Origin of the sequence: Ensifer sp., from assembly GCF_031989085.1 — a bacterium.
Taxonomy (GTDB): domain Bacteria; phylum Pseudomonadota; class Alphaproteobacteria; order Rhizobiales; family Rhizobiaceae; genus Ensifer.
In genome coordinates, this window is sequence record NZ_DALZXU010000004.1 from 182,160 (window position 1) to 208,003 (window position 25,844).

Here is a 25,844-nt window from a genome sequence, read left to right on the forward strand (position 1 = left end):
TCCTTCAGGTCGACCGAGGCTCCGTTTGGGAACAGATCTCAATGCCCCCCTTGGCCAGAACCGCCGGGTAAAGCCCGCGCCAAAGCGCGACCGCCGTCGTCTTATCGGCTATTCCCTCGTCGGCATCTTTGCCGTCTGCACAATCGGCCTCTCCGCCTGGAACGTCATTTCGCCCGACGGCTTGCGCAGGCAACCCTCGACGCCCGTCGAAGCCACGCCGGCGGAGCCCGCGCAGATGGCGGACAAGGCACCCAATCCGACAAGCGGCCAGGCGTCCAATACCAGTGGCGGCACGCTGAAGCCGGGCAGCGCCTTCTCCGGTGCAAACGTCGAGCAAACCCTGACCAATGACGGTGCCACCGTCACCAAGTTCACGCCGCGCCAGCGCGACGGCAGCGGGCCTGCGCTGATCAATGTCGGGCCGACCCGCGGCCAGGACGCGCGCATGGCCGCCCTGCCGAATGACGATCTTCTCGAAGACGACAAGGCGGGCCGGCTGCCGATCATCGGCGCAGACGGGCTGCGGCCGATGGACCAATATGCCCGCCCGTGGTCGGGCGCGCGCGGCACGCGCATCTCCCTTGTCGTCGGAGGCCTCGGCCTCAGCCAGACGGGCACGCAGAAGGCCATCCGCGACCTGCCGCCGGATGTCACGCTCGCCTTTGCCGCTGCCGGCAACAGCCTGCAGCGCTGGATGCAGGAGGCAAGACGCGGCGGCCACGAGATCCTGCTGCAGATCCCGATGGAGCCGTTCGACTATCCCGACAACGACCCCGGACCGAACGCGCTGCGGCTGTCTGCCGGTGCGACGAAGAATCTGGCCGCGCTGCACAAGAGCATGGCGCAGATCACCAACTATACCGGCATCATGAACTATCTCGGCGGGCGCTTCCTTTCCGATGCCGATGCGCTGGAGCCGATCATGCGCGACCTCGGCAAGCGCGGCGTGCTCTTCCTCGACGACGGCACCTCGGCGCAATCGCTGTCCGGCAAGCTCGCGGGCGCCTTCGACGTTCCCCACGGCTTTGCCGACATGACCGTCGACAGCGAGCTCAGCCGCAGCGCGATCCTGAAGAAGCTCGACGAACTGGAACGCATCGCCCGGCGCAACGGCACCGCGATCGGCGTCGCATCGGCCTTCGACGAGAGCGTCGCTGCGATCGCCCAATGGGTCGGCGAGGCGCAAGGGCGCGGCATCGAGATCGTTGGCGTTTCCGCGCTGGTGAAGGATCCGCAGCAGCGATAGGCGCCGGGCAGAGCCTGGGCGATCACGATGTCGACCGGTGAAACCGGGGGCTCCATGCCCCGTTCCTCGGATCGGACGGAGCATGAGGAGGGCGGCCTGCGCTCACGTCTTCCTCCCGTCCGGGGGCCGGCTTCGATGGCGAATGGCAGGAAACCGTTGCAGACCAGGAACCAGGGTGCGATGAGACATCGAAACGGTTCGAACATTTGGAGGACCGCGCCACTGCGACCAGGCGGCGCGTCGGCTTTGACCGAGGAGAGGACAGCGAATGAGCAAACACAAAGACACGCCCGTGCGGGCGGAAGACCTGCCCTATCGCCCCTGCGTCGGCGTGATGGTACTCAACCGTGCCGGCCTTGTCTGGGCCGGCCACCGCATTGCTGTCGGCAATTCCGAATATGACGGATCGCCGCAGCAATGGCAGATGCCTCAGGGCGGCATCGACAAGGGCGAGGACCCTCTGAAGGCCGCCTATCGGGAACTCTACGAAGAGACGGGCATGCGCACGGTGTCTCTCCTCGCCGAAGCGCCGGGCTGGATCAATTACGACCTGCCCGCGCACCTGATCGGCATCGGCCTGAAGGGCAAGTTTCGCGGCCAGACGCAGCGCTGGTACGCCTTCCGCTTCGAGGGCGACGAAAGCGAAATCGCCATCAACCCGCCGCCGGGCGGCCATGAGCCGGAATTCGACGCCTGGGACTGGAAGCCGATGCGCGACCTGCCCGGCATGATCGTGCCGTTCAAGCGCAAGGTCTACGAAGAGGTCGTCGCCGCTTTCGCGCATCTGTCCGCCTGATCCGCTGGCCGGAGCACGGCACAGCGGTTCGCGCCCGATCGACGGAAACGGCAGGCGGGCTGCCGTTCGTCATCGCCCCGGGCGACGGGCGCTGAAAGGCAAGCGGCAGTTTACCGCGCACATCATGACGGTAGCCGCTCTGCCGAGGCTCAGCGTCGATCGAGCCGGCTGCGCCATCGGCCGGGGCCATCCTGTCGGCCTCTATTGGCTTCGCCGAGCCAGCCGCCGCGAACGGCTCCCCAGAGCCCTTCCGAAGAGCCTTTCCGACCTGAGTGGAAGGGCGGAGCGTCTTTGCCTGGCGGAAACTGATCCGCAATTTTCCAGACACGACCTGGGCCACCGGTTGCCGCTTGAAGCGGAAATTCCGCCACACGTGTGAAACAGCGCGCCATCCCCTTTTCTCGCTTGTGGCGATGGTCGACTCGTCGATCGCCATCACCGCCGCACGTCGCGTCGCCATCGCACGAAGGTTTCGCATGCATGTGCTAGGGAAGGACGTGATTGCGGCAGGCATCCTCGAGGTCTGGTGCCATGGCACACCAGTGCGGCGAACGTGCTGCGGCGACCAAAGGATCAGGGGGCCGGACATGGAAAAGGCCGCCGAGGTGATCGACGGCCTTTTGGCGTGAACAGGTGCGATGCTCAGTCGACTTCGGCTTCGTTGGCCGGCGCAGCATTGAGCTGGCCGTATTTCTCTTCGCCGATCTTCTCCAGAAGCTCGAGCTGGGTTTCGAGGAAGTCGATATGGCCTTCCTCATCGGCCAGCAGCTCTTCGAACAGCTTCATGGAGACGTAGTCTCCGGCCTCATGACAGATGTCGCGGGATTTCTTGTAGGCCGTGCGGGCGTCGTATTCGCCGGCAAGGTCGGCCTTCAGCACTTCCTTGACGTTCTGGCCGATACGCAGCGGCCCGACCGTCTGCAGGTTCGGATGGCCTTCGAGGAAGATGATGCGCGCCACGAGCTTGTCGGCATGGTGCATTTCTTCGATCGACTCGGCACGTTCCTTCTTGGCGAGGAGCGTGTAGCCCCAATCTTCGAGAAGGCGGAAATGCAGCCAGTACTGGTTGACGGCACCGAGTTCGAGATAGAGCGCTTCGTTAAGCTGCTCGATGACCTTTTTGTCGCCTTTCAAGATCCGCCCTCCGGTTATCCTCATGGAATTGTTTGAGGCGGGTCATGAAATCAAATATCTCGACATCCGTCGAGTCGCGACGGCCGTGATACTGCTCGGTGGTGCGGATGATGATGTCGACGACGTTGGGGAAACAACCGCAGCAGCGGCCACGTTTTTCCATCGCGTGATAGACTTTCGCCGGCACGATCAGCTGCCAACAGTCCTCGTCGAGGAGGCCGACAATCGTATCCTCGATCTCTTTTTCCGTGATGAAATTGCAGCTGCAAACCAGCATGTCGTCTTGCCTGTGATACGCAACGTCCTGAATTCGCTCATAAAGCAAAAGAGGATATTTATTGTCAACAAAAATGTCCGCGAGCGAAAATCGCGTATGGATTAGAACGAATCTAAACATGACAAAAAACATCGTATTTTCATAATATTAGCGCAAGACGGCTGGCACCTCCGCCTGTGGATTTCGACGGAGCGCCATTGGCAGACTGCGACATTTTTACACAGTTGCGACGCCAGCGCGCGGGCACTCGCCGAAAACCGGGGGACAGTGGCGAAAAGAAGGTCTTTCAAGGCCTGTCGAAAAGGCGGGCTGGCGACGACGAGGCGGAAGGCCTCGCTGCAACCGATTGAAGAGGCCAGGCGAGCGCAGCGGAAATCCGGCCTGGAAACACCGTGCCGCAAGCGCACATGATATCGGGTGTGCAGGAGATCAGCGGTCCAAACCACGTCCTGCCCGTCGTCCATCAAGGACAGCCGCCACTGCCTGCCGCTAATGGAAATTGCGCCCCTTCGGCATGACACCGGCAACCTCCGTTGCGCCGACCTGCTCGCCACTGCCGGCAGCGCGGCGGGCAGCCGCCAGCCGCAGCTCCTTCAGCACCTTCTTCTCACGGGCATCGGCCGTCGGACGCAGCACCTCGTCGGCGCGTTCGTTGGCGCCGAAATGACGCTCTTCCTTGCGCAGAAGCCCGAGCATCGGGGTCATGTCCTCGATATACTCCGCCACCACATGGATGACCTCGCTTTCGCGCTGAAGCCGACCGCGGATCTTGACGAGACGCGCGCCCATGACCACCGGCCGATACTGATCGAAGACCTTCGGCCAGACGATGGCGTTGGCGACCCCGGTCTCGTCCTCGATGGTCATGAAGATCACGCCCTTGGCCGAGCCCGGGCGCTGGCGAACGAGCACCAGCCCGGCAACCGTCACCCTGCGGCCGACGGGTGCGGTGGCCAGCGCGCGGCTTTCCACCAGTCCCTGCGCCGAAAGCTCCGCCCGCAGGAAGGAAACCGGATGCGCCTTCAGCGAGAAGGTGAGCGAACGGTAGTCGTTGATCACCTGCTCGCCCTCCAGCATCACCGGCAGCGACACCGGCGGCTCCAGCTGGAATTCGTCCTGCGTCGCCTGTTCGAACAGCGGCAGCCGCTCGGCCGCACTTTTCTCGTCCAGCGCCTTGACCGCCCAGAGCGCGTTGCGCCGATCGAGCCCGATCGAGCGAAACGCATCGGCATCGGCGAGCTTCTCCAGCACCGAGCGCGGCAATCCGGAACGCAGCCAGAGATCGCGAACCGAACTGTAGCCGGCGCCGCGATGGGCGACGAGCTTGTCGACGATCTCGGCCTCCCGCAGCCCCTTGACCAGGCTGAAGCCGATACGGACGGCCTTGTCCGTCCTGATCACACCCAGCATGTCGCGATGGCGTGGCTCCACCGCGCGCCTGTCGTGCCCGCCCTTTTCGAGGCTCGAATCCCAGTCGGAATGGTTGATGTCGACCGGCAGCACCCGCACCCCATGTTCACGCGCGTCCCGCACCAATTGTGCGGGCGCGTAAAAGCCCATCGGCTGCGAGTTCAACAGCGCCGCACAGAAGACGTCGGGATAATAGGTCTTCAGCCAGCAGGAAACGTAGACGAGCAAGGCGAAGGAGGCCGCATGGCTTTCCGGAAAGCCGTATTCGCCAAACCCTTCGATCTGCTTGAAGCAGCGCTCGGCGAAATCCCGATCATAGCCATTGTCGACCATGCCCTCGACCATCCTTTGCTGGAAGGTGTGAATGGTGCCGGTCCGCTTGAAGGTCGCCATCGCCCGCCTGAGCTGGTCGGCCTGTCCGGGCGTGAACTTCGCCGCGGTGATGGCGATCTGCATCGCCTGCTCCTGGAACAAGGGCACGCCCAAAGTCCGCTCCAGAACCGCTTCCAGTTCCTTGCTCGGATATTCGATCGGTATTTTTTTATCCCGCTGCTCCCGACGCTTCAGATAGGGATGCACCATGTTGCCCTGGATCGGTCCCGGCCGCACGATCGCCACCTCGATGACGAGGTCATAGAAGATGCGGGGCCTGAGCCGCGGCAGCATGCTCATCTGCGCCCGGCTCTCGATCTGGAAGACGCCGATCGTATCGGCCCGGCAGATCATGTCGTAGACGGCCTTCTGCTCATCCTTGTAGAGCGTATGCAGGTCCGTTTTCACGCCGTAATGCCGGTCGAGAAGCTTGAAGGCACGGGCGATGCAGGTCAGCATGCCGAGCGCAAGAATGTCGATCTTCAGGATCTTCAGGGTATCGAGATCGTCCTTGTCCCACTCGATCATGTAGCGATCGGGCATCGCCGTGTTCATGATCGGCACGACCTCGTCGAGCCGGTCGCGGGTGATGACGAAACCACCGACATGCTGGGAAAGATGGCGGGGAAAGCTCATCAGTTCGGTGGCATAGTCGAGTACCCGCACCGTCGTCGGATCCTTGGTGTCGAGGCCGGCGGCCTTGGCTTCCCGCTCCGACAGGTCGGCGGCCGACCAGCCCCACACCGAACCGGCAAGCGCCGACTGCACGTCCTCCGAAAAGCCGAAGGCCTTTGCCGTTTCGCGGCCGGCAGAGCGCGCCCGGTAGCTGATGACGGCGGCGGTCAGCCCTGCATGTTCCTTGCCGTAGGTCCGATAGATATGCTGGATGACCTCTTCGCGCTTCTCGTGCTCGAAATCGACGTCGATATCCGGCGGCTCGTCGCGCTCGGTCGACAGGAAGCGATCGAAGAGCAGGGTCGTCGAAAGCGGATCGACTTCGGTGATGGCAAGACAATAGCAGACCGTCGAATTCGCCGCCGACCCGCGCCCCTGGCAGAGAATGTCGACGCTGCGCGCATACACCATGATGTTGCGCACGGTCAGGAAATAGGGCTCGTAGCGCTTGTCGGCGATCAGACCGAGCTCGTACTCGATCTGGGTCGAGACCTTCTCGGGAATGCCCTGCGGATAGCGCACATGGGCGCCTTCCATGGTCAGTCGCCTGAGCGTCTCGGTCGTCGTTTCGCCGGCAAAACTCTCGTCGGGATATTGATATTCGAGCTCCAGCAGGTTGAACTTCAACCGGCGAAAAAAATGCCCGGTATTGTCGATCGCTTGCGGGTAGTCACGAAAGATCCGCGCCATTTCCGCCGGCGGTTTCAGGTGTCGTTCGGCATTTGCCTGGAGCCTGTATCCCGCCTGCGCCACCGTCACGTGCTCGCGGATGGCGGTGACGATATCGGCGAGCGGCCGGCGTGCCGGCCCGTGGAACAGCGGGCTGTTGGTGGCGATCAGACGCGTGTCCGCGTTGCGGGCGATGGTGGCAAGCCCGGCAAAGACAAGCTGGTCGAAACCGTCATAGCGCGGCACCAGCGCCAGATAGAGCCGGTCGGCAAACTGCGGCTTCAGCCGCTTCAGGAACGCCGAGAGTTTGTTGGCCTCCGGCGCACCGATCACCGGATCGGGCACGACGGCAATCAGGATATCCTCCCCCCATTCGACAAGATCGGCCTCGTAGAGCGTGCAGTCGCCCTTGGTCGAGCGCAGGTTGCCCGCACTCAGCATGCGGCAGAGATTGCCCCAGCCCCGGCGGTTGCGCGGATAGGCAAGCACATCCGGGATATCGTCCGTGAAGGAAAGGCGGGCACCGGGCTGGAAGGCATATCCCTCCACCTTCGCCTGCGCATGGGCGCGCACCACGCCTGCCACCGTGTTGCGATCGGCAATGCCGAGACCCGTGAGGCCAAGGCGACTGGCGGCAACGATCATTTCACCCGGATGGGAGGCGCCTTCGAGGAAGGAGAAATTCGACCAGGCGCCGATCTCGAAATAGGGCGTTTTCATGCGAAGACCCCATGCATGAACCAGCGCGGCTGCGTCGGTCCGCCATAATGGCCTTCCCGAAACAGCCAGAACCGCCGGCCTCTCTCGTCCTCCACCCGGAAATAATCCCGCTCGGCCGCCGTCTCGCCATCGACCCACCATTCGGCCGCGATCCGTTCCGGGCCCTCGGCGCGTGCGATACGGTGCAGGCTGCGCCGCCAGCGAAAGCTTCTGGGTGGCCCCTCCGGCACCTCGGCCACCGCCTCCACCGGTTCCGGACTTTGAAACAGCCGCTGCGGCCGGGCGGAGGTTGCCAGAAGCGCGGCCGGGACGGCGCAGACAGCCTCTCCCAAGGTCTTCAGCATCTCCACATCCGCAAGCGGCTGAAAAACCGCAGCCCGCTCCGGCATGTGGCTCTCGGACAACACGGGCACAAACAGGCTTTCCGCCCCCAGCCGTGCCATGACCCTGTCGGCAAAGGCAGCAAGCGGTCGCTCACGATCCGGCGTGCCGGAAAAATCCTCCTGCATCACCTCGTATTTTTCGCTTCTGGGCACCGACAATCGCAGGATCTCGAAACCGAAACCGGCATCGAGATCGTCATGGACCGCTTGCAGCCGCTCGCGGAAGAGGCCGGCGATGCGGCCCGGTTCGATCAACGGCGAAGACGTTCCCGCAGCAATGCGGAAGACCCGGCCATCGACCCGGAAAAGCAGGAGCTCGAACAGCCGCCCGCCCTGCCCGCGCTTTTCCAGTTCCGGCTTCAGCCGTGCCGCCAGCTCCTGCGTGAGAACAAGAATATCGTCCTCGCCCTGGACCGGCTCCGAAAGCCGGCGCTCGGCCGAGAGGCTGGCGACGGGAAGCCGCGGCGAAAGCGGCTCGTCCTCCAGCCCCATCGCCTGATCGAGGCGCAGGAGCAGCATGGATCCGAAGCGGCGGGCGAGCGGTGCCCGCGGCGCCTCGATGATGTCGCCGACCTGCTTGAGCCCGACCCGGCCGAGCGTCTCGATCGTCTCGGCCGGAAGCCTGAGGGCTGCCATCGGCAGCGGCGCCAGCACGCCCGCAGCCTCTTCCGCAGCAATCACGCCCTGCGTGCCGAAGCGTGCCACGGCCCAGGAGAGCCCGGCCGAAGACGAGATCGCCGCGCGCGCTTCGATGCCCAGATGAAAGAGCCGCGCCAGCAGGTCGTCGAGAAGCGATTTCTCTCCGCCGAGAAGATGGGCGCAGCCGGTAATATCGAGATAAAGACCACTTTCGCCGTCGAGCGCCACCAGCGGCGTATAGCGGCTGCACCAGTCGGCGAGCCCTTCGAGAAGGGCGCGATCCGCCGCCCGGTCGGCCGGCAGCACATCGACCTCGGGGCACATGGCCCGCGCCTCGGCAACGCCCTGGCCCAGCTGGAACCCGGATTTTTCGGCAAGCCCGTCGAGCGCCACCAGGCGCATGGCATTCCGGACCCGGTCGGCAAAGACGACGGGCGGATGCTCAGGACGCCCGCGGGAAAGCCAGGAGGTGCCCCAGCGGCTCCGCGCCACCCGGTCGGCCGGAAGATGCGGAAAGTCGAGCGACAGAATGCGCTGGTTCTGGATCTGCCGCAGCAGCGGCTGGCAAGGGCTCGACGGGGTAAAAGCGGCGGTCATGGGGATTCCACTCCAGGAAGAGGCCGACGGGAGCAGGAGACCTGCTTTTCTCGGCAATGACGTGAAAGACGGGATGGCCGATGCTGCCGCAAAGCATCGAGCCGTCAGGGAGGGGGCGCTCGCGGGCGGGCGCCGGTTCGATATGAAGCCGGAAGAAGGCGCTGCTTGCCTCCTCGTGGCCGGACTGGCGCAGAAGCAGAAGCGGAATGCGGCCGGCGCGGGCACGAACATGCAGGCGCCGGCTTTCGCTCAAGGCGAGCGACGCCGGATTGCCGCGAATTTCCAGAATAACGGCACAGAAGGCCGAAACGGAAAGCGCCGTCTCGGCAATCCAGAGCGCGTCCTTGACGGTGCGTGGCAGGCTGAGGATCAGGCTGCGAATGTCGAGCCCATATGCGCTGAGGCCGAGACCATAGGGCAGGCCCGCCTCGGTCGAGGCCAGCGACTGGCTGATCCACAGCACCGGCGCTCCATCGTCGCCCTTTTGCTGGCGCGCCCGCTGACAGAGGGCACCGAGCGCGGTGGCAAACCCGGCTGCAGCGCCGGCATCGCGCGTCTGCGCATTGCGGATCTCCGTCATGCCCTCGAGCGGCAGCCCGCCCTCGAGGAGATCGTCGAGGTCCGGAATACCGAGCGGCAGGACCTTGCGGCCGGATGCCGGAGTGCCTTCTTGCCTCAGCCGAAAGCCCGCGGGATCGGCCGCCTTGACCGTCTTCACGACCCCCGCAAGCCTGCGGTTCTCGATCCGCGCTATGGTTTCGCGAAGCGAAAGAACGGTCTCCCGCTGCACGGCGTTATCGGCCATGACGGTCAACTCCCATATAAGATGTTCCTGTTATGTTCTTATAGATTCCAGAGCTGCCCGGAGGAGTCAACAGCCAAATTTAAGAATTTATTCCTTGACCCTTGCGGCTGGAATTCAACACTCGAAAAATAAAGGCAAAATCGCTATATGGAGGACAACAAGGAGTGCCTATGGCCCGCATTGACCAGACCGATGATTGGCGGGAACGCCATGCACCGACGCTTACGACATTCGAACAGCTCGCAGTGGAAGCCTACGGCCACCTGCCGCAGGAATTCCGCAAGCTGACGACCGACCTCATCATCGAGGTTGCCGATTTCCCCAGCGACGACGTCTTCGAGGACATGGCGCTGGAAACGCCGTTCGACCTGCTCGGCCTGTTCGAGGGACGCGGCATCACCGAACGTTTCACCATGGAGACGGGCGAATTTCCGAACCGGATCACCCTTTATCGCCGGCCGATCATCGACTATTGGGCGGAAAACGAGGAAACGCTGGGTGACATCATCACCCATGTGCTGATCCACGAGATCGGCCACCATTTCGGTCTGTCCGACGATGACATGGAACGGATCGAGGCAAGCGTCGAGCACGTGGGCAACTGACAGGCTCGCCTATTCACTTTGCCCCTCATCCGCCGCCCGCACCTTCTCCCCGCAAGCGGGGAGAAGAAACACCGCGGCATCGCTTCTCTGAAAAGCATCCCCGCAGAGGGACGATACCACGTGACGACGGAGCTTTCGCCCGCGTCGCCTCTCCCGCCTTCGGGGAGAGGCAAAGGTGGGGGCCTAACGGGCCTGACGGCCCGCCTTACTGCTCCGACAGCTTGATGTCGGGATTATAATCCTTGCCTTCGACGTCCTTGAAGACGGCCTGCCCGCACTGCATGTACTGCTTATCCGCATTGAAGGCGTAAGTCGGCGAGCCGTGCAGGGACCAGCCCTGGTTCAGCGCCGCCGTTACCTTATGGCAGAAGGACGCATCGTCGGGGCCGGTGAGGAAGCGGTAAAGTTTCAAAATCTTGCCTTTCGTTTTTCAATCGTGGCCGCCTTGGCGGCGAGCCTCAGGGCCTGATCGAGATGAAGCCGCTCGATCATCCTGCCATGAAGATTGATGACACCCTTGTCGGCGTTCTCATTAAGCGCGAAGGCGGCGATGATGGCGCGCGCCTCGTCGACGGCGGCCTGCTCGACGCCGAAGCGCTCGTTGGCCGGGCCGATCTGCAACGGGTGGATCAGCATCTTGCCGTCATAGCCCATGTCGCGCCCCTGGCGGCACTCCTCGTCGAAGCCATCCGCGTCGCGGAAGTCGTTGAACACCGCGTCGATGACATCGAGACCGCTGCCGCGGGCGGCGAGCAGGATCTGCATCAGCCAGGGGATCAGGTAAGGCCGGCCCGGACGGTCGGGAACCCCGGTTTCCTTGCGCAGGTCGTTGAGACCGACGACGAAACAATCGAGCCTGCCGCCAAAGGTGCGGCCGGTCTCGGCAATCGCAGGCGCATTGACGACGCCGCGCGGCGTCTCGATCATCGCCCAGAGGCGCACATCCTCCGGCGCATCGTTGTCCGCCAGCCAGTCGGCGGCGATCTGGATATCGCCAGGGCTTTCGACCTTCGGCAAAAGGATTGCATCGGGCTTTGCCGAAAGAGCCGCTGCCAGGTCATCCTGGCCGAAACCCGATCCGAGCGCGTTGATGCGGATGACGATCTCGCAATCCGGCCGGTTTTCGACGAGATGGTGAACGAGCCCGACCCGGGCCCCGGCCTTGCGCTCGGGCGTCACCGCATCCTCGAGGTCGTAGATTGCGGCATCGACTGCCAGCTGCGAAACCTTCACCAGTGCGCGGGCATTGTCGGCAGGCACCGAGAGCACCGAACGGCGCAGGCGAACGGGGTGATGTTCGATCGATTTTGTCATGCGGCAGTTGTGCCCGCCTTTCATTTTTTCCGCAAGGCGAGGCGAACCGCCGCACCCCTCTTGCAAGCGGCGGCGGCAACACCCACATCGGAGCCAGAAAGGTGACGATCATGCAAAGCATACGTTCTGTTCTCTTTACGGCCGTGGCCATTACCATCACGCTGGCGGCCTTCGTGTTTACCGCGTCGCTGGCACTTGCACTCGCCGGCATCGCCGCCGTCGTCGCGATCGGCAGCGCCATTGCCGCCCGGCTGAACTTCAGGCCTGCCCGTGCAACGGCCCGCCCGACCCCTGGCCCCGCCCCGCGCGAAATGCGCATCTGGAACGACGGTCGCGGCACGATCATCGACCTCTAGAGCGCCGTGCGTTCATACGAGCGCACAAACGACGCTCCAACGGCTTGATTCCAGAGAATCGTGCCTCCCAAGGCATTTGCCGGGGCGTTTCCAGCCTGGTCATGACCAGGCCCGGAAGCGCTCCAGCGCTCAGCGTTTGGCGCAGCCACTCGACGCGTCAGTTCAAGTCCGCCTACATTTTTTTCCATACCCGTGTCGGCAAGCCCCGTGCGCATCCGTCCTTGTGTCAGGCCAGCAAAGGTCTCGGCCACTCCATTACCCTTCAAGAAGGAGCATGACATGGACAGCGCGACACAGAAGACAGACGCAAACCAGTTGCCGCAGGCCCTCAACGGGCTCGTGCCCTACCTCCAGGTCGCCGGCGCGGCCAAGGCTGCGGACTTCTACAAGCACGCCTTCGGCGCGAAGGAAGTCTATAGGCAACCGCTCGACGACCAGGGCCGCACGATGCACATCCATCTGCACATCAACGGCAGCTCGCTGATGCTCAGCGACGCCTATCCGGAATATGGCCATCCGCTGGAAAAGCCGCAGGCCTTCAGCCTGATGCTGCCGGTCGACGACATCGATGCGTGGTGGGAAAAGGCGGTCGCTGCCGGCGCCGAAGTGGTGATACCGATCGAGGTGATGTTCTGGGGCGACCGCTACGGGCAGCTGCGCGATCCCTTCGGCGTGCTCTGGGCGCTGAACGCTCCGGTCAAGGCAGGTTGATACCGGCACCTGACGACAGCCCGCATGCGCAATGACGGGCCGGCAAGGCGCTCCGACGGACAAAACAAACGCGGCAACAGTTGCCGGGCAGGCGATTTCGCCCGTCCGGCAGGCGTCTTCAGGATAGATTTTCCTTCATTTCGGCGCAAAACTGATCTAAACGCTTACGCAACATTTCGCTGAAATCGAAGGCCTGAAGTTATGGAAAAGTTCGTCAAGCTCACCGGCGTCGCCGCTCCCCTCCCCGTCGTCAACGTCGACACGGACATGATCATTCCGAAGGATTACCTGAAGACGATCAAGCGCACCGGCCTCGGCACCGGGCTTTTCGCCGAAGCGCGCTATAACGAGGACGGCTCGGTCAACCCGGATTTCGTGCTCAACAAGCCCGCCTACCAGAACGCCAAGATCCTGGTCGCCGGCGACAACTTCGGCTGCGGCTCCTCGCGCGAGCATGCGCCGTGGGCGCTTCTCGACTTCGGCATCCGCTGCGTGATCTCGACCTCGTTTGCCGACATCTTCTACAACAACTGTTTCAAGAACGGCATCCTGCCGATCGTCGTCAGCCAGGAGAACCTGGACAAGTTGATGGACGACGCCTCGCGCGGCTCCAACGCCATCCTGTCAATCGACCTGGAATCCCAGGAAATCACCGGCCCGGACGGCGGCACCGTCAAGTTCGAGATCGACGCCTTCAAGCGCCACTGCCTGCTGAACGGCCTCGACGACATCGGCCTGACGCTGGAAAAGGCAACGGCCATCGACAGCTTCGAAAAGTCGACCGCCGCTTCGCGCCCCTGGGCGTAAGCGAGCGATGACGCGCAAGCTCATCTCTTCCGGGTCGCCCTTCGAGAAGACGGCAGGCTATTCGCGTGCCGTCGCCAAGGGCGACTGGTGCTTCGTTTCCGGCACCACCGGCTATGACTACGCCACCATGACCATGCCAGAAACGGTGGAAGAGCAGGCACGCAATTGCCTGAAGACGATCGAGGGCGCGCTGAAGGAAGCGGGCTTCTCGCTTTCGGACGTGGTGCGCAACCACTACTACGTCACCGATGCCAGCTTCGCCGACCGGGTGTTTCCGATCTTCGGTGAAATGTTCGGCGAGATCCGCCCGGCCGCCACGATGATCGTTTGCGACCTCATCCGCCCGGAAATGCTGATCGAGATCGAGGTCACCGCCTTCCGCGGCTGACCTCCGGCGGGCGGCAATCGACACGGCATTGGCACCCGCCCTGCTTATGCGCTAGTGCAGAGGCACGATGACGGGCTCTTGCCAGAGCCGTCGCCCGCATCGCCACGACCGGAAGAAGCCCCATGCAATTCGAAGGCACCGCCGACTATATCGCCGACAAGGACCTGATGATCGCGGTCAACGCCGCGATCCGGCTGGAACGGCCGCTGCTCGTCAAGGGCGAGCCCGGCACCGGCAAGACCGAGCTTGCCCGCCAGATCGCGGCCGCCCTCGGGCTCGAGCTGATCGAGTGGAGCGTCAAGTCGACGACCAAGGCGCAGCAGGGGCTTTACGAATATGACGCCGTCTCGCGCCTGCGCGACAGCCAGCTCGGCGACGCGCGCGTCAACGACGTCAAAAACTACATCCGCAAGGGCAAGCTCTGGCAGGCATTCGAGGCAGGAAAGCGCGTCGTGCTGTTGATCGACGAGATCGACAAGGCCGACATCGAGTTTCCGAACGATCTGCTGCAGGAACTCGACCGCATGGAGTTCCACGTCTACGAGACCAACGAGACGATCCAGGCCCGCCAGCGGCCGATCGTCATCATCACCTCCAACAACGAGAAGGAGCTGCCGGACGCTTTCCTGCGCCGCTGCTTCTTCCACTATATCCGCTTTCCCGACGCCGACACGCTCGCCCGTATCGTCGAGGTGCACTACCCCGGCATCCGCAAGACCCTGCTTTCGGCAGCCCTTGCCGCCTTCTACGACATCCGCCAGGTGCCGGGGCTGAAGAAGAAGCCGTCGACCTCCGAGGCGCTCGACTGGATCCGCTTGCTGGTTGCCGACGAGATCGACCCAGCCGACCTGCGCGCCGATCCAAAGACCATGCTGCCGAAGCTGCATGGCGCGCTCTTGAAAAACGAGCAGGACGTCCACCTCTTCGAACGCCTGGCCTTCATGGCCCGCCGTGACCAATGACACCCGATGCCCACAAGGTCCTGATCTACGCCACCTGGCGGGACCATCTGCTTGTCTTCGACGAGCCTGACTTTCCCGATGTCGACCTGCAGGTCCCAGGCGGCACGATGGAGCCCGGCGAAAGCCCTGAGGATGCCGCCCTGCGCGAATTCGTCGAGGAGACGGGGCTCGCACCGCCGGCATCGCTGCGGCCGCTTGCAACGCACGACTATCGCTTCATGAAGGATGGCCGGCAGATCTGTCATCGTCGGCACTATTTCCATGCGCAGCTTTCCGGCGAACAACGGGAAACCTGGCTGCATGCCGAAATGACCCCGGATGGCGGTGGCCCGCCGATCCGCTTTCGCTTCTTCTGGCTCGGCTTCGACGCGGCTTTGCGCCGTCTCGGCTATGGCATGGAGGACAGTCTGGGCCTGCTGCGAGACTGCCCCTCTCCTCGGGTTTAACCCGAGGACTAGCCCTCTTCCCGCAAGCGGACAGAAGGTGGCGGCAGCCGGATGAGGGGCCGTTTAGCCGGCGAATCGTTTTTCATTGACCCCCGCGCCCATGGCGCGCTATCAAGCATCCTGTGGTGATTTGGCCGGCCGGCTTGCAGCCACGTTAAACAAATCGCTAAAGGGCCGAGGAAACGTGGATTTTCCGAGGACCGGTCGCGATCAATCGCCGCCGGTTTTTTTGTATTGATCGAGTGGAAGCCCCATGCCCATCAAGATACCCGATACGCTGCCCGCCTTCGAAACCCTCGCAACCGAGGGTGTGCGGGTGATGACCGAGACCGTGGCGATCCGTCAGGATATCCGCCCGCTCCAGATCGGGCTCCTGAACCTCATGCCCAACAAGGTCAAGACCGAGATCCAGATGGCGCGCCTGATCGGCGCCTCGCCGCTGCAGGTCGAGCTGTCCCTGATCCGTATCGGCGCACACCGGGCAAAGAACACGTCGGAAGAACACCTGCTCGCCTTCTACCAGACCTGGGAAGAGGTGAAGGACCGCAAGTTCGACGGCTTCATCATTACCGGCGCGCCCGTCGAGACGCTCGAATACGAGGACGTCACCTATTGGGAGGAGCTGAAAAGCATCCTCGACTGGACGACGACCAACGTGCATTCGACGCTAAACGTCTGCTGGGGCGCGATGGCGGCGATCTACCATTTCCACGGCGTGCCGAAATATCCGCTGAAGGAGAAGGCCTTCGGCGTCTATCGCCACCAGAACCTGCAGCCCTCCTCCGTCTATCTCAACGGCTTCTCCGACGATTTCGCCGTACCGGTGTCGCGCTGGACCGAGGTGCGCCGCGCCGACATCAACGGCGTTGCCGACCTCGAGGTCCTGATGGAGTCCAAGGAGATGGGCGTCTGCCTCGTGCACGAGAAGAAGGGCAAGCGCCTCTACATGTTCAATCACGTGGAGTATGATTCCACCTCGCTGTCGGACGAGTATTTCCGCGACGTGGACGCCGGCGTGCCGATCAAGATGCCGCACGACTACTTCCCGCACAACGATCCGGCCCTGCCGCCGCAGAACCGCTGGCGCAGTCACGCGCATCTGTTCTTCGGCAACTGGATCAACGAAATGTACCAGACGACGCCCTACGACATGGACCTGATCGGCAAAGGCTAGGGATCAGAGGCTGCGATGTTCATCCCCTTCTTCCTCGAATTGAAGGCTCAGAAAATCCCGGTGACGCTGCGGGAATTTCTGTCTTTGATCGAGGGCATGGAGGCCGATATCGCCACCTTCGATATCGAGGCGTTCTATTTTCTCGCCCGCACGACGCTGGTGAAGGACGAGCGCCATATCGACCGGTTCGACGGGGTCTTCCGGCATTGCTTCTCCGGCCTCGAGGCCATCGACCCGCCCGAAGCGTTCGAGCAGGCAGCGATCCCCAAGGACTGGCTGCGCAAGCTGGCCGAGAAATACCTGACGGAAGAAGAGAAGCGCCTGGTCGAAAGCCTCGGCGGGTTCGAGACGCTGATGGAGACCTTGCGCCAAAGGCTCGGCGAACAGCAGGGGCGCCACCAGGGCGGATCCAAATGGATCGGCACCGCCGGCACCTCGCCCTTCGGCGCCTATGGCTACAATCCCGAAGGCGTCAGGATCGGCCAGGACGGCTCGCGGCATCGCCGCGCCGTCAAGGTCTGGGACCGGCGCGAATTCAGGGATTACGACGACACGGTCGAGCTTGGCACGCGCAACATCAAGGTGGCGCTCAAGCGGCTGAGACGCTGGGTGCGCGCGGGCGCCGCCGACGAACTCGACCTCTCCGGTACGATCCGCGCCACCGCCGAGCACGGTTATCTCGATGTCGTGACGCGTCCGGAGCGGCGCAACGCCGTCAAGCTCCTGATGTTCTTCGACGTCGGCGGTTCGATGGACGATCATATCCGCATCGTCGAGGAACTGTTCTCCGCCGCACGCGGCGAATTCCGCCACATGGAGCATTTCTACTTCCACAATTGCGTCTATGAGGGCGTGTGGAAGGACAACCGCCGCCGCCGGGCCGACATCACCCGCACCACGGAGCTGCTGCGCACCTTCGGCAGCGACTATCGCGCGATCTTCGTCGGCGATGCGTCGATGAGCCCCTATGAGATCAGCCATCCCGGCGGTTCGGTCGAGCATTGGAACGACGAGGCCGGCGGGCTCTGGCTGTCGCGCGTCGCCGCCCACTTTCCCCGCTCCATCTGGCTCAATCCGGTCCCCGAACAGCACTGGGGCCATACCCAGTCGATCGCCATGATCAAAACCCTTTTCGCAGGACGCATGTTTCCATTGACGCTTGCCGGACTGCAGGACGCCACGAGACAACTATCACGCTGAATCTACCGCAGAAAATCTCGATTTCCGGTTGCCGATCCCTGGGAAATGACGCAGGTTGCATGCCGCGAGGACGGGGAGAACCAGGCGATGGACAGGCATGCGGACACGGATATTTTCGGACACTTGCCTTCGGGCGAACCGGTTCATCGTGTCGTGCTCTCAGGCGGCGGCCTGACAGCCCATATCCTCACCTGGGGAAGCGTGATCCAGGACCTGCGGCTGGAGGGGCATGAGCCGCCGCTGGTGCTCGGCTTTACCGATCTCGAAAGCTATCTCGACCATTCTCCCTATTTCGGCGCGACGCCCGGCCGCTGCGCCAATCGCATCGGCAATGGCCGGTTCACGCTCGATGGCGAGACCCACCAGCTCGAATTGAACGAGAAGGGTGTCACCCACCTGCATGGCGGCAGCGACAACATCGGCAAGCGCAACTGGACGATCGTCGAACAGGCCCCCGACAGCGTCACTCTCGAAATCACCGACCCGGACGGTCGCGCCGGCTATCCCGGCAACTGCCGGGTCCGCTGCACCTACCAGCTGAAGCACGGTGGCGTGCTCAGCGTCGTCTACGAGACCGAGACCGACCGCCCGACGCTCGCCAATGTCTGCCAGCACAGCTACTTCAATCTCGATGGCGGTGCGGATGCGCTTGGCCATGACATCATGATCGCCGCCGACCACTATCTGCCGACCGACGAGCACCAGATCCCGACGGGCGAAATTCGTCCGGTCGAAGGCACCGCCTTCGATCTGCGGGAAATGACCTCGCTCAAGCGCCAGGCCGAGGGCGAACGCATCGCCTACGACCATAATTTCTGCCTTTCGCGCGAGCGCATGGCGAAACACTCGGTCGCTCTTGCCCGCAGCCTCAATTCCGGTGTGACGCTGGAAGTGCTGACGACGGAGCCCGGCGTTCAGCTTTACACCGGCTTCAAGCTCGACGTGCCGGTCCCCGGCCTCGAAGGGCGTCGTTATGGCGCCTTTGCCGGCTTCTGCCTGGAAACCCAGGTCTGGCCTGACGCCGTCAACCACCAGGGCTTTCCCAATGTCGTTCTGCGCCCGGGCGAAATCCGCCGCCAGGAAACGGACTACGTGTTCATGAAGAGCTGAGACGGAAACAGGCGGAATTCCGCCTGAAAAAACGCTTGAATATACATGAGTAAAAAAGTTAAGTATTCTGCGTTGGGGCAGGGCATGGGCTGTCCGAGTGAATGCGGACTGCGGGAATATGGGTGGCAGGGACAACGACAAGCGGAACGCGATCTATATCGCGCATCGTCCCGCGCTTCTGGCCTATGCCCGTTTGCTTTCAGGCTCGCGGGCCGAGGCGGAAGACCTGGTCCAGGAGGCATTCGTCCGCTTCTCTTCAGAGCACGCGGAGGTCGCATTGTCGCCGAGGGCTTACCTTGTGCGCATCATCCGCAATCTCGCGTTCAACCTGAAGAAGCGAAAGCGCTACGAAAACCAGCAGGTGTGCGAGAACCTTCCGTTTTGGGGGCAGCCTCAGCCGGTCGATACCCCCGAACAACACAGCCTGTTTTGCGACCAGGTGCGCAGCGTCGCCTCGATCCTTTCAACCATGCCGGATGACGCCAGGGTCGTCGTCGAGATGTACCGTTTCGATGGCTACACCCTGCAGGAAATTGCCGACCGCCTCGACCTGTCGATCGCAACAGTCCATCGCCTGCTGAAGGCGGCGATGGCACGGCTCGCCGAACAGATGGACACGGGCATCGGATAGCCAATGGCACATCTGGTTTGGCCATCGCAGATGGCCGTAAATGGACACCGCGCATCGATACGCTGGAAAGAGTTATTCTTCGCGATGAAATCAGTTGGCAACGACGACAGCGACAAGACGCCTGCGGTCCTGGAAGAAGCGGCCGAGTGGCTGCTGCAGCTACGCGAGACCCCGCAGGATGCGGATCTTTGTCGGCGCTTCGAGGCCTGGCGATCGCAATCGCCGGAGCATCGGGCGGCCTGGGACAGGACCCAGGCGATGTGGGATGCCCTCGGTGAAGCGCCTGCCGAATACGGACGCCTCTCGCCGGCACGCGGTGAAAACACCGTCCCAAGATCGCCGACACATCGGCGCCACGCTCACGCGCGGCGGGCATGGGCGGGCCGCCTCGGTCGGCCCAGATTGGCTGGCGCGGCGGCAGCGGCCGCCCTTTGCGCCGCGCTGTTTTTCGGCCCCGCCGTCATGCTCCGCCTTCAGGCCGATCAGTTGACCGCGACGGCCGAGATCCGGACCGTCAAGCTCGAAGACGGCAGCACCGTCGTGCTCGGCGCCGACAGCGCGATCAAATCGGCCATTGGCGACGGTGGACGAAAGATTACGCTCCTTGCCGGCGAGGCCTTCTTCGATGTCGTCGCCGACGGGCGCCCCTTCGTCGTCGAGGCCGGCGGCGTCGAGGTCGAGGTGCTGGGAACCGCCTTCGACGTAAGAATGACCTCCGCCGCCACCGATGTGGCCCTGGCGCACGGCAGCGTCAGGACGAGATTCCGCGACGACATGAGCTCGCAGGCGACGCTTGCGCCCGGCGAAGTCATCAGCATCGAGCGCGACAGCGGCGCAGAGACACGAGGCGCCATCGCCGTGAGCGACATCGCCACCTGGCGCGAAGGCCGGCTCTACGTCACCAACCAGACGATCGGCTCCGTGGTGGAGCTGATCCAGCGCTATCACCCTGCCTGGATCACCGTTCCCGATCGCGGCCTGGCGGCAAAACGCGTCAGCGGCATCTACGACCTCACCAGGCCGGACCAGGCGTTGCGGGCGCTGGTCGGTCCCTATGGCGGCACCGTGCGGTCGGCGTCGCCGCTTCTGCGCGTCATCACCCGCCTCTGATAAAACAGGATAAAAAAATTCAAGTTTATTTGAGCGATCGGCTCGAAAGCTGAAAAAAATCCGTCCGCACTTTGTCTTGCATTCTGAGGCGCTTCGTTTTCCCGCGTCTGCAGATCAGGAGAGAGTACTGAAATGGCATCCGTGGTACCGGCACATTCACTCGTCGATGGGACAAGATATGGAGGGCTGACGCGTTACGCGGGCCTGATGGCGACGACGGCGCTTGTTTTGTTCTGCACCGCCACGACAGTCGATGCGCAAGGCGTGTCGAACGGGTCGACGATCCCTGCCGAGACCCGGACCAACGAAACGGTGCATGCGTTCAACATCCCGGCCCAGCCACTTTCCAGCGCGCTGAGCGCCTTCAGCCGGCAGACAGGACTGCAGATTTCGCAACCGGCAAGCCTTGGCCGCAATGTGACCTCGACCGCGGTGAACGGCCGCTATACCGCGCAACAGGGCCTTGAGCGGCTGCTGCAGGGCAGCGGCATCCGCTTCCACGTCAATGGCGACAACGCTGCGGTTCTCGGGCAAGCCGCAGCACCCGTGGACGCGTCCCTGGCGACAGGCTCCACGCAACTCGAGGCGATAACGGTGCGTGGCGGGCGCGTTCGCTCGCCGAAGGACGAGGTCTATACCGCGCCGAATTCCACCGTCTACATCTCCTCAGAGACGATCGACCGCTTCAGCCATCGCACCGCCGGCGACATGCTGAAGGGGCAACCGGGCGTGCAGGTGGGCGACAGCCGCAACGGCGGCGGCCTCGACGTCAACATCCGCGGCATCCAGGGCCAAAACCGCGTTGCAGTCACCGTCGACGGCGGCCAGCAGGCGCTCGACACCTATCGCGGCTACGCCGGCACGCAGCAGCGCAGCTACATCGATCCCGATCTGATCGGCGGCGTGCTGATCAACAAGGGCCCTAGCGTTACTCCCGGAGCCTCCGGCGCCATCGGCGGCACCGTCGCGATGCAGACGATCGGCGTCGGTGACATTCTCAAGGACGGAGCGAGCTTCGGCGTCAGGCTGAAGGGCGACATGTCGGACAATGGGATCTCGCCGCAGGAACCGCGCAGCGGCGTTCCGCGCTGGGAAAAGCACAGCGCCAACGCTCGCACGGAGCGCGGCAACATCTTCAATTCCGATGCCAAGTCCGGCAGCGCCGCGGTCGCCTACAGCAACGAGTATTTCGATCTCGTCGGCGCCTTGGCCAAGCGCAACGAGGGCAACTATTTCGCCGGTTCGCATGGTCGCGACCGCTACCGCATCTTCACGCCGCAGCGCCGCTGGGACGGCAGCACCTCTTTCTATGAGGAGCAGTCCGTCGCCAAGGTCTACAAGGAGGGCGAGGAGGTCATGAACACCTCGAGCAACACCCAGTCGGTGCTGCTCAAGGCGACGATCCGGCCGACCGACGAACAGACACTCGATGTCGGCTATCGCCATTTCGACGGCCGCTTCGGCGAGATCATGCCCTCCGTCATCTTCCGCGGCAGCAAGGACACCCTCGGGCAGTGGCCGCTCGGTTCGATGGAGATCGACGCCCTGAACGCGCGTTACGCCTATGATCCCGCTGACAACGACCTGATCAACTTCAAGGCCAACGTCTGGATGACGGATGCCGACAGCGAACTGCTGAACGGCGGACCGATGGTTCCTCGGTCCCAGCGGTCCGAATTCGACAACGATTACGGCTGGGCGCGCCAGCAGAACCGCCGCTGGGGCATCGACGCCAGCAACAAGGCGGAGTTCGACACCGGCCTCGGTCAGGCGACGCTCGATTTCGGGGCATCGTTCATGAACGAGACCATCCGCCCCGCCGACGGCGTCGTCATCACCCTGGATGACCGCAACAACAACCGGATCCTGCGCGATGGCGACCGCCAGGAGGGCAGCCTCTCGGGGCAATTCACGCTGCAGCCGACGGATGCGCTCTCGGTCCGCTTTGGCGGCCGCTATGTCAGGTTCAACAGCAAGGACAACAACCGGCATTCGCAAGCGATCTACGAGAAGAGGTCCTACAGAAACATCCTGCTGAAGGATGGAAACAGCTGGGTGGCCAACGCCACTTGGTTCGCCGACAAGGACGGCAACTTCACCGATGCCACCAACCCGCTGCTGAACGACGGCAAGGCGACCACCTATTCCGACAACTCCGAGGTCAGGATCGGCGACCTCAAATATAACTCGACCACCGTCTATGCGCCGCAGGTCGCCGAGTTCGTGAAGGAGTATCGATACGGCGATCAGCTCGAACGCAAGGACGGCGGCTTTGCGCCGGCCTTCGGCATCAGCCACAACATCACGGACGACACCCTCGTCTATGTGAATTACACCGAAGGCCTGCGCATGCCGGGCCTGTTCGAATCCTCGCAGGGCACACTACAGGTCACACAGGCCGGAACCCTGAAGCCCGAACGCTCCCGCGCCTGGGAAATCGGCGCAAGCACGGTGGCATCGGATCTCCTGTCGCCCGGCGACACTGCCGGGCTCAAGCTCGCCTACTTCAATACGAAAATCGACGACTACATAACCCGCTTCTACAACCCCACAGGCAACGGCATGATGCTGATGAGCAATGCCGAGAGCTTCAAGGTTTCCGGGCTGGAGCTACAGGCAAATTACGACGAGGGCCGGTTCTTCGCCGATCTTTCGACCACCTACTACTTCAACGCCGAGACCTGCGATCCCGTCGTCGCCGCCCAGCTGCGGGCGGCAGCCAGTCAATACACCCGCACGGAAGGCACCCCGAACTGCACGCCGGGCGGCTTCAGCGGCTCCTACGCCAACACGCAGAACCCGCCGAAATACGCCGTGAACGTTACCGCCGGCGCCCGCTTCCTCGATGAGACCCTGACGATCGGCGGCCGCATGACCTACACCAGCGGTCCGGTGGAAAAGCTCGACCAGCCCTGGCAGAAGAATGTCACGGCAGCCCAGGTCTATTATCACCCGGTCGCGGTCTTCGATGCGTTCCTTGCCTACGAGCTGCGCGAAGACGCGGTGCTGAACCTGTCGGTCGAAAACCTCACCGACCGCTACTATCTCGATCCGCTGGCGCAAAGCATGATGCCGGCACCGGGACGGACCTTCCGCGCGGGCCTGACGATGAAATTCTGATGAGATCGGGAATGCGTGAAAACGGTGCGGCACGTCCGCGCCGTTTTTTTCGTTCTGCAACAGAAAACGACAGTCGCGCCAATGAGATGGCACTCCGGCACGCAACGGCTGCGCTATAAGCGCTCGGTGTAGAAGGCCGAGGCGATGGCGCCGGCCCTGAACGTCTGAATTTGATCGGTTGGGAAAAATGGAGCGGGTGAGGCGATTCGAACGCCCGACCCCAACCTTGGCAAGGTTGTGCTCTACCCCTGAGCTACACCCGCTCATTAACCTCGGTCCGGGGGTAGTCGGTGGACCGTGGCGGCGCCGTGTCTTGCGGCGACGGGCGGTATATGGCCTAAGCGATTTTGGAATGCAACAGGGAAATGACGCGAAATCGAATATTTTTTGGGAAGCCCCTCGAGAAGCCCGCAAATGCCGCGTTTTCGCGCCCCGCCGCCGCCTGCAAGATTGCAGGGCGCGGACGTTTTCCCCTAAAGCAGACCGGAAAAAACCGATTTGGCAGGAGAATCACCCCGATGAATGACGCGCAACCGAAGACCGCGGACGAACTTTTTCGTTTTCTCGACGATCTCGGCATCGAACACAGCACCAAAAACCACGAGCCGGTGTTCACCGTGGCCGAATCGGTGGCGCTGCGCGACGAGATCCCCGGCGGTCACACCAAGAACCTGTTCGTGAAGGACAAGAAGGATAACTACTTCCTGCTGACCGTCGAGGAACATGCGACCGTCGACCTGAAGACGGTGCACCAGGTGATCGGCGCGTCGAGCAAGGTCTCCTTCGGCAAGCCGGAAAAGCTGATGGAATATCTCGGCGTCATTCCGGGAGCCGTCACCGCACTCGGCGCGATCAACGACACCGGCGGCAACGTCAAGGTGATCATCGACGAGGAACTGATGAAGTTCGATGTGATCAACTGCCATCCGCTCTCCAACGACGCCACCACCTCGATCGGCTCGAAGGATCTGCTGCGCTTCATGGAAGCCACGGGACATGAACCGCTTGTCTTGAAAGTGACAGCCTGACATACGATCTTTGGCGCGAATGCAGGAAGCCGGATGAAGAGCCGGCGAGGAGAGAAGAATGACGGGCAACGACAATCCCTATGCAGGGTCCTTCGGCAACCAGATGAGCGCTTCGGCTTCCTTCGGCGGCCAGCCGGTCGCAGCCGCCCCGGCAGGTGGTGACCTGATCAAGGAAACGACAACCGCCAACTTTTCCAAGGATGTGCTCGACGCGTCGCGCCAGCAGCCTGTTCTCGTCGATTTCTGGGCGCCCTGGTGCGGTCCGTGCAAGCAGCTGACCCCGGTGATCGAAAAGGTCGTGACGGAAGCTGCCGGCCGCGTGAAGCTCGTCAAGATGAACATCGACGACCACCCGTCGATTGCCGGCCAGCTCGGCATCCAGTCGATCCCCGCCGTCATCGCCTTCGTCGGCGGCCGGCCGGTCGACGGCTTCATGGGTGCGGTGGCGGAAAGCCAGATCAAGCAGTTCATCGAAAAGGTCGCAGGCCCTGCCGTCGACGACAGCAAGGCCGAGATCGAGGCAGCCCTCGCCGACGCCAAGGGGTTGCTGGAAACCGGCGATGCCGAGAACGCCGCCGGCCTCTTCGGCGCCGTGCTGCAGGCGGACCCGGACAATGTGGTGGCCATTGCCGGCATGGTCGATTGCATGATCACGCTCGGCCAGCTCGCCGAAGCGCGCGAAGCGCTGTCGGGCCTGCCGGAAGATCTTGCCAAGGATGCCGGTATCGGCGCGATCGCCAAGAAGCTCGACCAGATCGAGGAAGCCCGCAAGCTCGGCGATCCGAACGCCCTCGAGCAGCGCCTGGCCGCCAACCCCGACGACCACGAAGCCCGCATGATGCTCGCCAAGATCCGCAACGTCGAAGGCGACCGCGACGGCGCCGCCGACCATCTGCTGACGATCATGAAACGCGACCGGGCCTTCGACGACGACGGCGCACGCCGCGAGCTCGTCTCCTTCTTCGAAGTCTGGGGCCCGAAGGATCCGGCAACGATCGCCGCCCGCCGCAAGCTGTCGTCGATCCTGTTTTCCTGAGCCAGCCCGTTTTCCTGAGCTAGACATCAAGATCGGTGCGTTTTTCCCTTGAGATTTTCAAGGAGCGCACCATTTCTTGATCTGGTTGGTCACGCCTGGCGCGTGGCGGGGGCAAGACCAGAC

The 25,844-nt window shown here is 63.1% G+C and carries 24 protein-coding genes, 1 tRNA gene and 1 riboswitch; of the genes, 17 read left to right on the forward strand and 8 right to left on the reverse strand.

Annotated features, from left to right (window positions below; all coding sequences use genetic code 11):
• Positions 1 to 25: 25 nt before the first annotated feature.
• Both RTP54_RS19790 and RTP54_RS19795 read left to right on the forward strand, forming a co-directional pair.
• On the forward strand, positions 26 to 1,246 hold the full coding sequence (locus tag RTP54_RS19790; RefSeq protein WP_312365321.1) for a divergent polysaccharide deacetylase family protein: 1,221 nt from the start codon (positions 26 to 28) through the stop codon (positions 1,244 to 1,246).
• A 268-nt stretch (positions 1,247 to 1,514) separates the two neighbouring features.
• Positions 1,515 to 2,042, forward strand: a complete 528-nt coding sequence (locus RTP54_RS19795; RefSeq protein ID WP_112806490.1) for an RNA pyrophosphohydrolase — start codon at positions 1,515 to 1,517, stop codon at positions 2,040 to 2,042.
• A 642-nt stretch (positions 2,043 to 2,684) separates the two neighbouring features.
• Here RTP54_RS19795 and bfr read toward each other — a convergent pair.
• The 5 genes from bfr to RTP54_RS19820 all read right to left on the reverse strand — a co-directional run bounded on the left by bfr (position 2,685) and on the right by RTP54_RS19820 (position 9,723).
• Positions 2,685 to 3,176: a bacterioferritin gene (gene bfr, locus RTP54_RS19800; protein ID WP_112806492.1), complete on the reverse strand. Its 492-nt coding sequence runs from the start codon at positions 3,174 to 3,176 to the stop codon at positions 2,685 to 2,687.
• Positions 3,142 to 3,453, reverse strand: coding sequence for a (2Fe-2S)-binding protein (locus tag RTP54_RS19805; protein ID WP_112806739.1), 312 nt, complete (start codon positions 3,451 to 3,453; stop codon positions 3,142 to 3,144). Before RTP54_RS19805 ends, bfr begins: the two co-directional genes overlap by 35 nt.
• 489 nt (positions 3,454 to 3,942) lie before the next feature.
• On the reverse strand, positions 3,943 to 7,299 hold the full coding sequence (locus RTP54_RS19810) for an error-prone DNA polymerase (protein ID WP_312365326.1): 3,357 nt from the start codon (positions 7,297 to 7,299) through the stop codon (positions 3,943 to 3,945).
• Positions 7,296 to 8,813, reverse strand: a complete 1,518-nt coding sequence (locus tag RTP54_RS19815) for a DNA polymerase Y family protein (protein WP_312365511.1) — start codon at positions 8,811 to 8,813, stop codon at positions 7,296 to 7,298. Before RTP54_RS19815 ends, RTP54_RS19810 begins: the two co-directional genes overlap by 4 nt.
• The gene (locus RTP54_RS19820; RefSeq protein ID WP_312365328.1) at positions 8,764 to 9,723 is read right to left on the reverse strand and encodes a hypothetical protein; all 960 of its coding nucleotides are present in this window, start codon (positions 9,721 to 9,723) and stop codon (positions 8,764 to 8,766) included. The genes RTP54_RS19815 and RTP54_RS19820 overlap by 50 nt, the downstream gene beginning before the upstream one ends.
• Before the next feature lie 170 nt (positions 9,724 to 9,893).
• Here RTP54_RS19820 and RTP54_RS19825 point away from each other — a divergent pair, with 170 nt between their 5' ends.
• Positions 9,894 to 10,328, forward strand: a complete 435-nt coding sequence (locus RTP54_RS19825) for a metallopeptidase family protein (RefSeq protein WP_112806498.1) — start codon at positions 9,894 to 9,896, stop codon at positions 10,326 to 10,328.
• Between the two features lie 205 nt (positions 10,329 to 10,533).
• Here RTP54_RS19825 and RTP54_RS19830 read toward each other — a convergent pair whose 3' ends face one another.
• Both RTP54_RS19830 and RTP54_RS19835 read right to left on the reverse strand, forming a co-directional pair.
• Positions 10,534 to 10,740: a DUF1737 domain-containing protein gene (locus RTP54_RS19830; protein ID WP_112806500.1), complete on the reverse strand. Its 207-nt coding sequence runs from the start codon at positions 10,738 to 10,740 to the stop codon at positions 10,534 to 10,536.
• Positions 10,737 to 11,642, reverse strand: coding sequence for a CoA ester lyase (locus RTP54_RS19835; RefSeq protein ID WP_312365334.1), 906 nt, complete (start codon positions 11,640 to 11,642; stop codon positions 10,737 to 10,739). The genes RTP54_RS19830 and RTP54_RS19835 overlap by 4 nt, the downstream gene beginning before the upstream one ends.
• A gap of 110 nt (positions 11,643 to 11,752) precedes the next feature.
• On the opposite strand from RTP54_RS19835, the gene RTP54_RS19840 reads away from it, so the two are divergent.
• From RTP54_RS19840 to RTP54_RS19895, 12 genes are all read left to right on the forward strand, one after another.
• Entirely contained in the window at positions 11,753 to 11,998 is a 246-nt protein-coding gene (locus RTP54_RS19840) for a hypothetical protein (protein WP_312365335.1), read from the forward strand.
• Between the two features lie 279 nt (positions 11,999 to 12,277).
• On the forward strand, positions 12,278 to 12,709 hold the full coding sequence (locus RTP54_RS19845) for a glyoxalase/bleomycin resistance/extradiol dioxygenase family protein (RefSeq protein ID WP_312365336.1): 432 nt from the start codon (positions 12,278 to 12,280) through the stop codon (positions 12,707 to 12,709).
• Positions 12,710 to 12,910: 201 nt separating this feature from the next.
• Positions 12,911 to 13,516 carry a 3-isopropylmalate dehydratase small subunit gene (gene leuD, locus RTP54_RS19850; RefSeq protein WP_053249188.1) on the forward strand — a complete coding sequence of 202 codons (606 nt, stop codon included), beginning with the start codon at positions 12,911 to 12,913 and terminating at the stop codon, positions 13,514 to 13,516.
• Positions 13,517 to 13,523: 7 nt separating this feature from the next.
• Positions 13,524 to 13,904, forward strand: coding sequence for a RidA family protein (locus tag RTP54_RS19855; protein ID WP_112806508.1), 381 nt, complete (start codon positions 13,524 to 13,526; stop codon positions 13,902 to 13,904).
• 122 nt (positions 13,905 to 14,026) lie between these two features.
• Positions 14,027 to 14,866: an AAA family ATPase gene (locus RTP54_RS19860; RefSeq protein ID WP_112814993.1), complete on the forward strand. Its 840-nt coding sequence runs from the start codon at positions 14,027 to 14,029 to the stop codon at positions 14,864 to 14,866.
• Positions 14,863 to 15,312: an NUDIX hydrolase gene (locus tag RTP54_RS19865; RefSeq protein ID WP_112814992.1), complete on the forward strand. Its 450-nt coding sequence runs from the start codon at positions 14,863 to 14,865 to the stop codon at positions 15,310 to 15,312. The genes RTP54_RS19860 and RTP54_RS19865 overlap by 4 nt, the downstream gene beginning before the upstream one ends.
• Before the next feature lie 112 nt (positions 15,313 to 15,424).
• A riboswitch (SAM riboswitch) is annotated at positions 15,425 to 15,502 on the forward strand.
• A gap of 63 nt (positions 15,503 to 15,565) precedes the next feature.
• Complete coding sequence (metA, locus tag RTP54_RS19870; protein ID WP_112806514.1) at positions 15,566 to 16,486, forward strand: homoserine O-succinyltransferase; 921 nt, start codon at positions 15,566 to 15,568, stop codon at positions 16,484 to 16,486.
• Positions 16,487 to 16,501: 15 nt separating this feature from the next.
• The gene (locus tag RTP54_RS19875; RefSeq protein WP_312365339.1) at positions 16,502 to 17,686 is read left to right on the forward strand and encodes a VWA domain-containing protein; all 1,185 of its coding nucleotides are present in this window, start codon (positions 16,502 to 16,504) and stop codon (positions 17,684 to 17,686) included.
• A gap of 87 nt (positions 17,687 to 17,773) precedes the next feature.
• Complete coding sequence (locus RTP54_RS19880) at positions 17,774 to 18,796, forward strand: aldose epimerase family protein (RefSeq protein ID WP_312365341.1); 1,023 nt, start codon at positions 17,774 to 17,776, stop codon at positions 18,794 to 18,796.
• A gap of 118 nt (positions 18,797 to 18,914) precedes the next feature.
• On the forward strand, positions 18,915 to 19,427 hold the full coding sequence (locus tag RTP54_RS19885; RefSeq protein ID WP_112806518.1) for an RNA polymerase sigma factor: 513 nt from the start codon (positions 18,915 to 18,917) through the stop codon (positions 19,425 to 19,427).
• An 84-nt stretch (positions 19,428 to 19,511) separates the two neighbouring features.
• Positions 19,512 to 20,537: a FecR family protein gene (locus RTP54_RS19890; protein ID WP_312365344.1), complete on the forward strand. Its 1,026-nt coding sequence runs from the start codon at positions 19,512 to 19,514 to the stop codon at positions 20,535 to 20,537.
• 132 nt (positions 20,538 to 20,669) lie between these two features.
• Positions 20,670 to 23,657, forward strand: coding sequence for a TonB-dependent receptor (locus tag RTP54_RS19895; RefSeq protein ID WP_312365347.1), 2,988 nt, complete (start codon positions 20,670 to 20,672; stop codon positions 23,655 to 23,657).
• Between the two features lie 188 nt (positions 23,658 to 23,845).
• Here RTP54_RS19895 and RTP54_RS19900 read toward each other — a convergent pair.
• A tRNA-Gly gene (locus RTP54_RS19900) sits at positions 23,846 to 23,920 on the reverse strand.
• A 255-nt stretch (positions 23,921 to 24,175) separates the two neighbouring features.
• Between RTP54_RS19900 and RTP54_RS19905 the strand changes: the two genes are divergently transcribed.
• Positions 24,176 to 24,685 carry a prolyl-tRNA synthetase associated domain-containing protein gene (locus tag RTP54_RS19905; RefSeq protein WP_112814988.1) on the forward strand — a complete coding sequence of 170 codons (510 nt, stop codon included), beginning with the start codon at positions 24,176 to 24,178 and terminating at the stop codon, positions 24,683 to 24,685.
• 58 nt (positions 24,686 to 24,743) lie between these two features.
• Positions 24,744 to 25,721 (forward strand): thioredoxin, encoded by a 978-nt coding sequence (gene trxA, locus RTP54_RS19910; RefSeq protein WP_312365350.1) that lies wholly within the window; start codon positions 24,744 to 24,746, stop codon positions 25,719 to 25,721.
• The last annotated feature ends 123 nt before the right edge of the window (positions 25,722 to 25,844 follow it).

Excerpts from the sequence above, each read along its gene's own strand:
- RTP54_RS19795 (WP_112806490.1), top strand. The coding sequence starts at position 1,515 with ATGAGCAAACACAAAGACACGCCCGTGCGGGCGGAAGACCTGCCCTAT.
- RTP54_RS19805 (WP_112806739.1), bottom strand. The coding sequence starts at position 3,453 with ATGCTGGTTTGCAGCTGCAATTTCATCACGGAAAAAGAGATCGAGGAT.
- RTP54_RS19810 (WP_312365326.1), bottom strand. The coding sequence starts at position 7,299 with ATGAAAACGCCCTATTTCGAGATCGGCGCCTGGTCGAATTTCTCCTTC.
- RTP54_RS19820 (WP_312365328.1), bottom strand. The coding sequence starts at position 9,723 with ATGGCCGATAACGCCGTGCAGCGGGAGACCGTTCTTTCGCTTCGCGAA.
- RTP54_RS19825 (WP_112806498.1), top strand. The coding sequence starts at position 9,894 with ATGGCCCGCATTGACCAGACCGATGATTGGCGGGAACGCCATGCACCG.
- RTP54_RS19835 (WP_312365334.1), bottom strand. The coding sequence starts at position 11,642 with ATGACAAAATCGATCGAACATCACCCCGTTCGCCTGCGCCGTTCGGTG.
- RTP54_RS19840 (WP_312365335.1), top strand. The coding sequence starts at position 11,753 with ATGCAAAGCATACGTTCTGTTCTCTTTACGGCCGTGGCCATTACCATC.
- RTP54_RS19845 (WP_312365336.1), top strand. The coding sequence starts at position 12,278 with ATGGACAGCGCGACACAGAAGACAGACGCAAACCAGTTGCCGCAGGCC.
- leuD (WP_053249188.1), top strand. The coding sequence starts at position 12,911 with ATGGAAAAGTTCGTCAAGCTCACCGGCGTCGCCGCTCCCCTCCCCGTC.
- RTP54_RS19855 (WP_112806508.1), top strand. The coding sequence starts at position 13,524 with ATGACGCGCAAGCTCATCTCTTCCGGGTCGCCCTTCGAGAAGACGGCA.
- RTP54_RS19860 (WP_112814993.1), top strand. The coding sequence starts at position 14,027 with ATGCAATTCGAAGGCACCGCCGACTATATCGCCGACAAGGACCTGATG.
- RTP54_RS19865 (WP_112814992.1), top strand. The coding sequence starts at position 14,863 with ATGACACCCGATGCCCACAAGGTCCTGATCTACGCCACCTGGCGGGAC.
- metA (WP_112806514.1), top strand. The coding sequence starts at position 15,566 with ATGCCCATCAAGATACCCGATACGCTGCCCGCCTTCGAAACCCTCGCA.
- RTP54_RS19875 (WP_312365339.1), top strand. The coding sequence starts at position 16,502 with ATGTTCATCCCCTTCTTCCTCGAATTGAAGGCTCAGAAAATCCCGGTG.
- RTP54_RS19880 (WP_312365341.1), top strand. The coding sequence starts at position 17,774 with ATGGACAGGCATGCGGACACGGATATTTTCGGACACTTGCCTTCGGGC.
- RTP54_RS19885 (WP_112806518.1), top strand. The coding sequence starts at position 18,915 with ATGGGTGGCAGGGACAACGACAAGCGGAACGCGATCTATATCGCGCAT.
- RTP54_RS19890 (WP_312365344.1), top strand. The coding sequence starts at position 19,512 with ATGAAATCAGTTGGCAACGACGACAGCGACAAGACGCCTGCGGTCCTG.
- RTP54_RS19895 (WP_312365347.1), top strand. The coding sequence starts at position 20,670 with ATGGCATCCGTGGTACCGGCACATTCACTCGTCGATGGGACAAGATAT.
- RTP54_RS19905 (WP_112814988.1), top strand. The coding sequence starts at position 24,176 with ATGAATGACGCGCAACCGAAGACCGCGGACGAACTTTTTCGTTTTCTC.
- trxA (WP_312365350.1), top strand. The coding sequence starts at position 24,744 with ATGACGGGCAACGACAATCCCTATGCAGGGTCCTTCGGCAACCAGATG.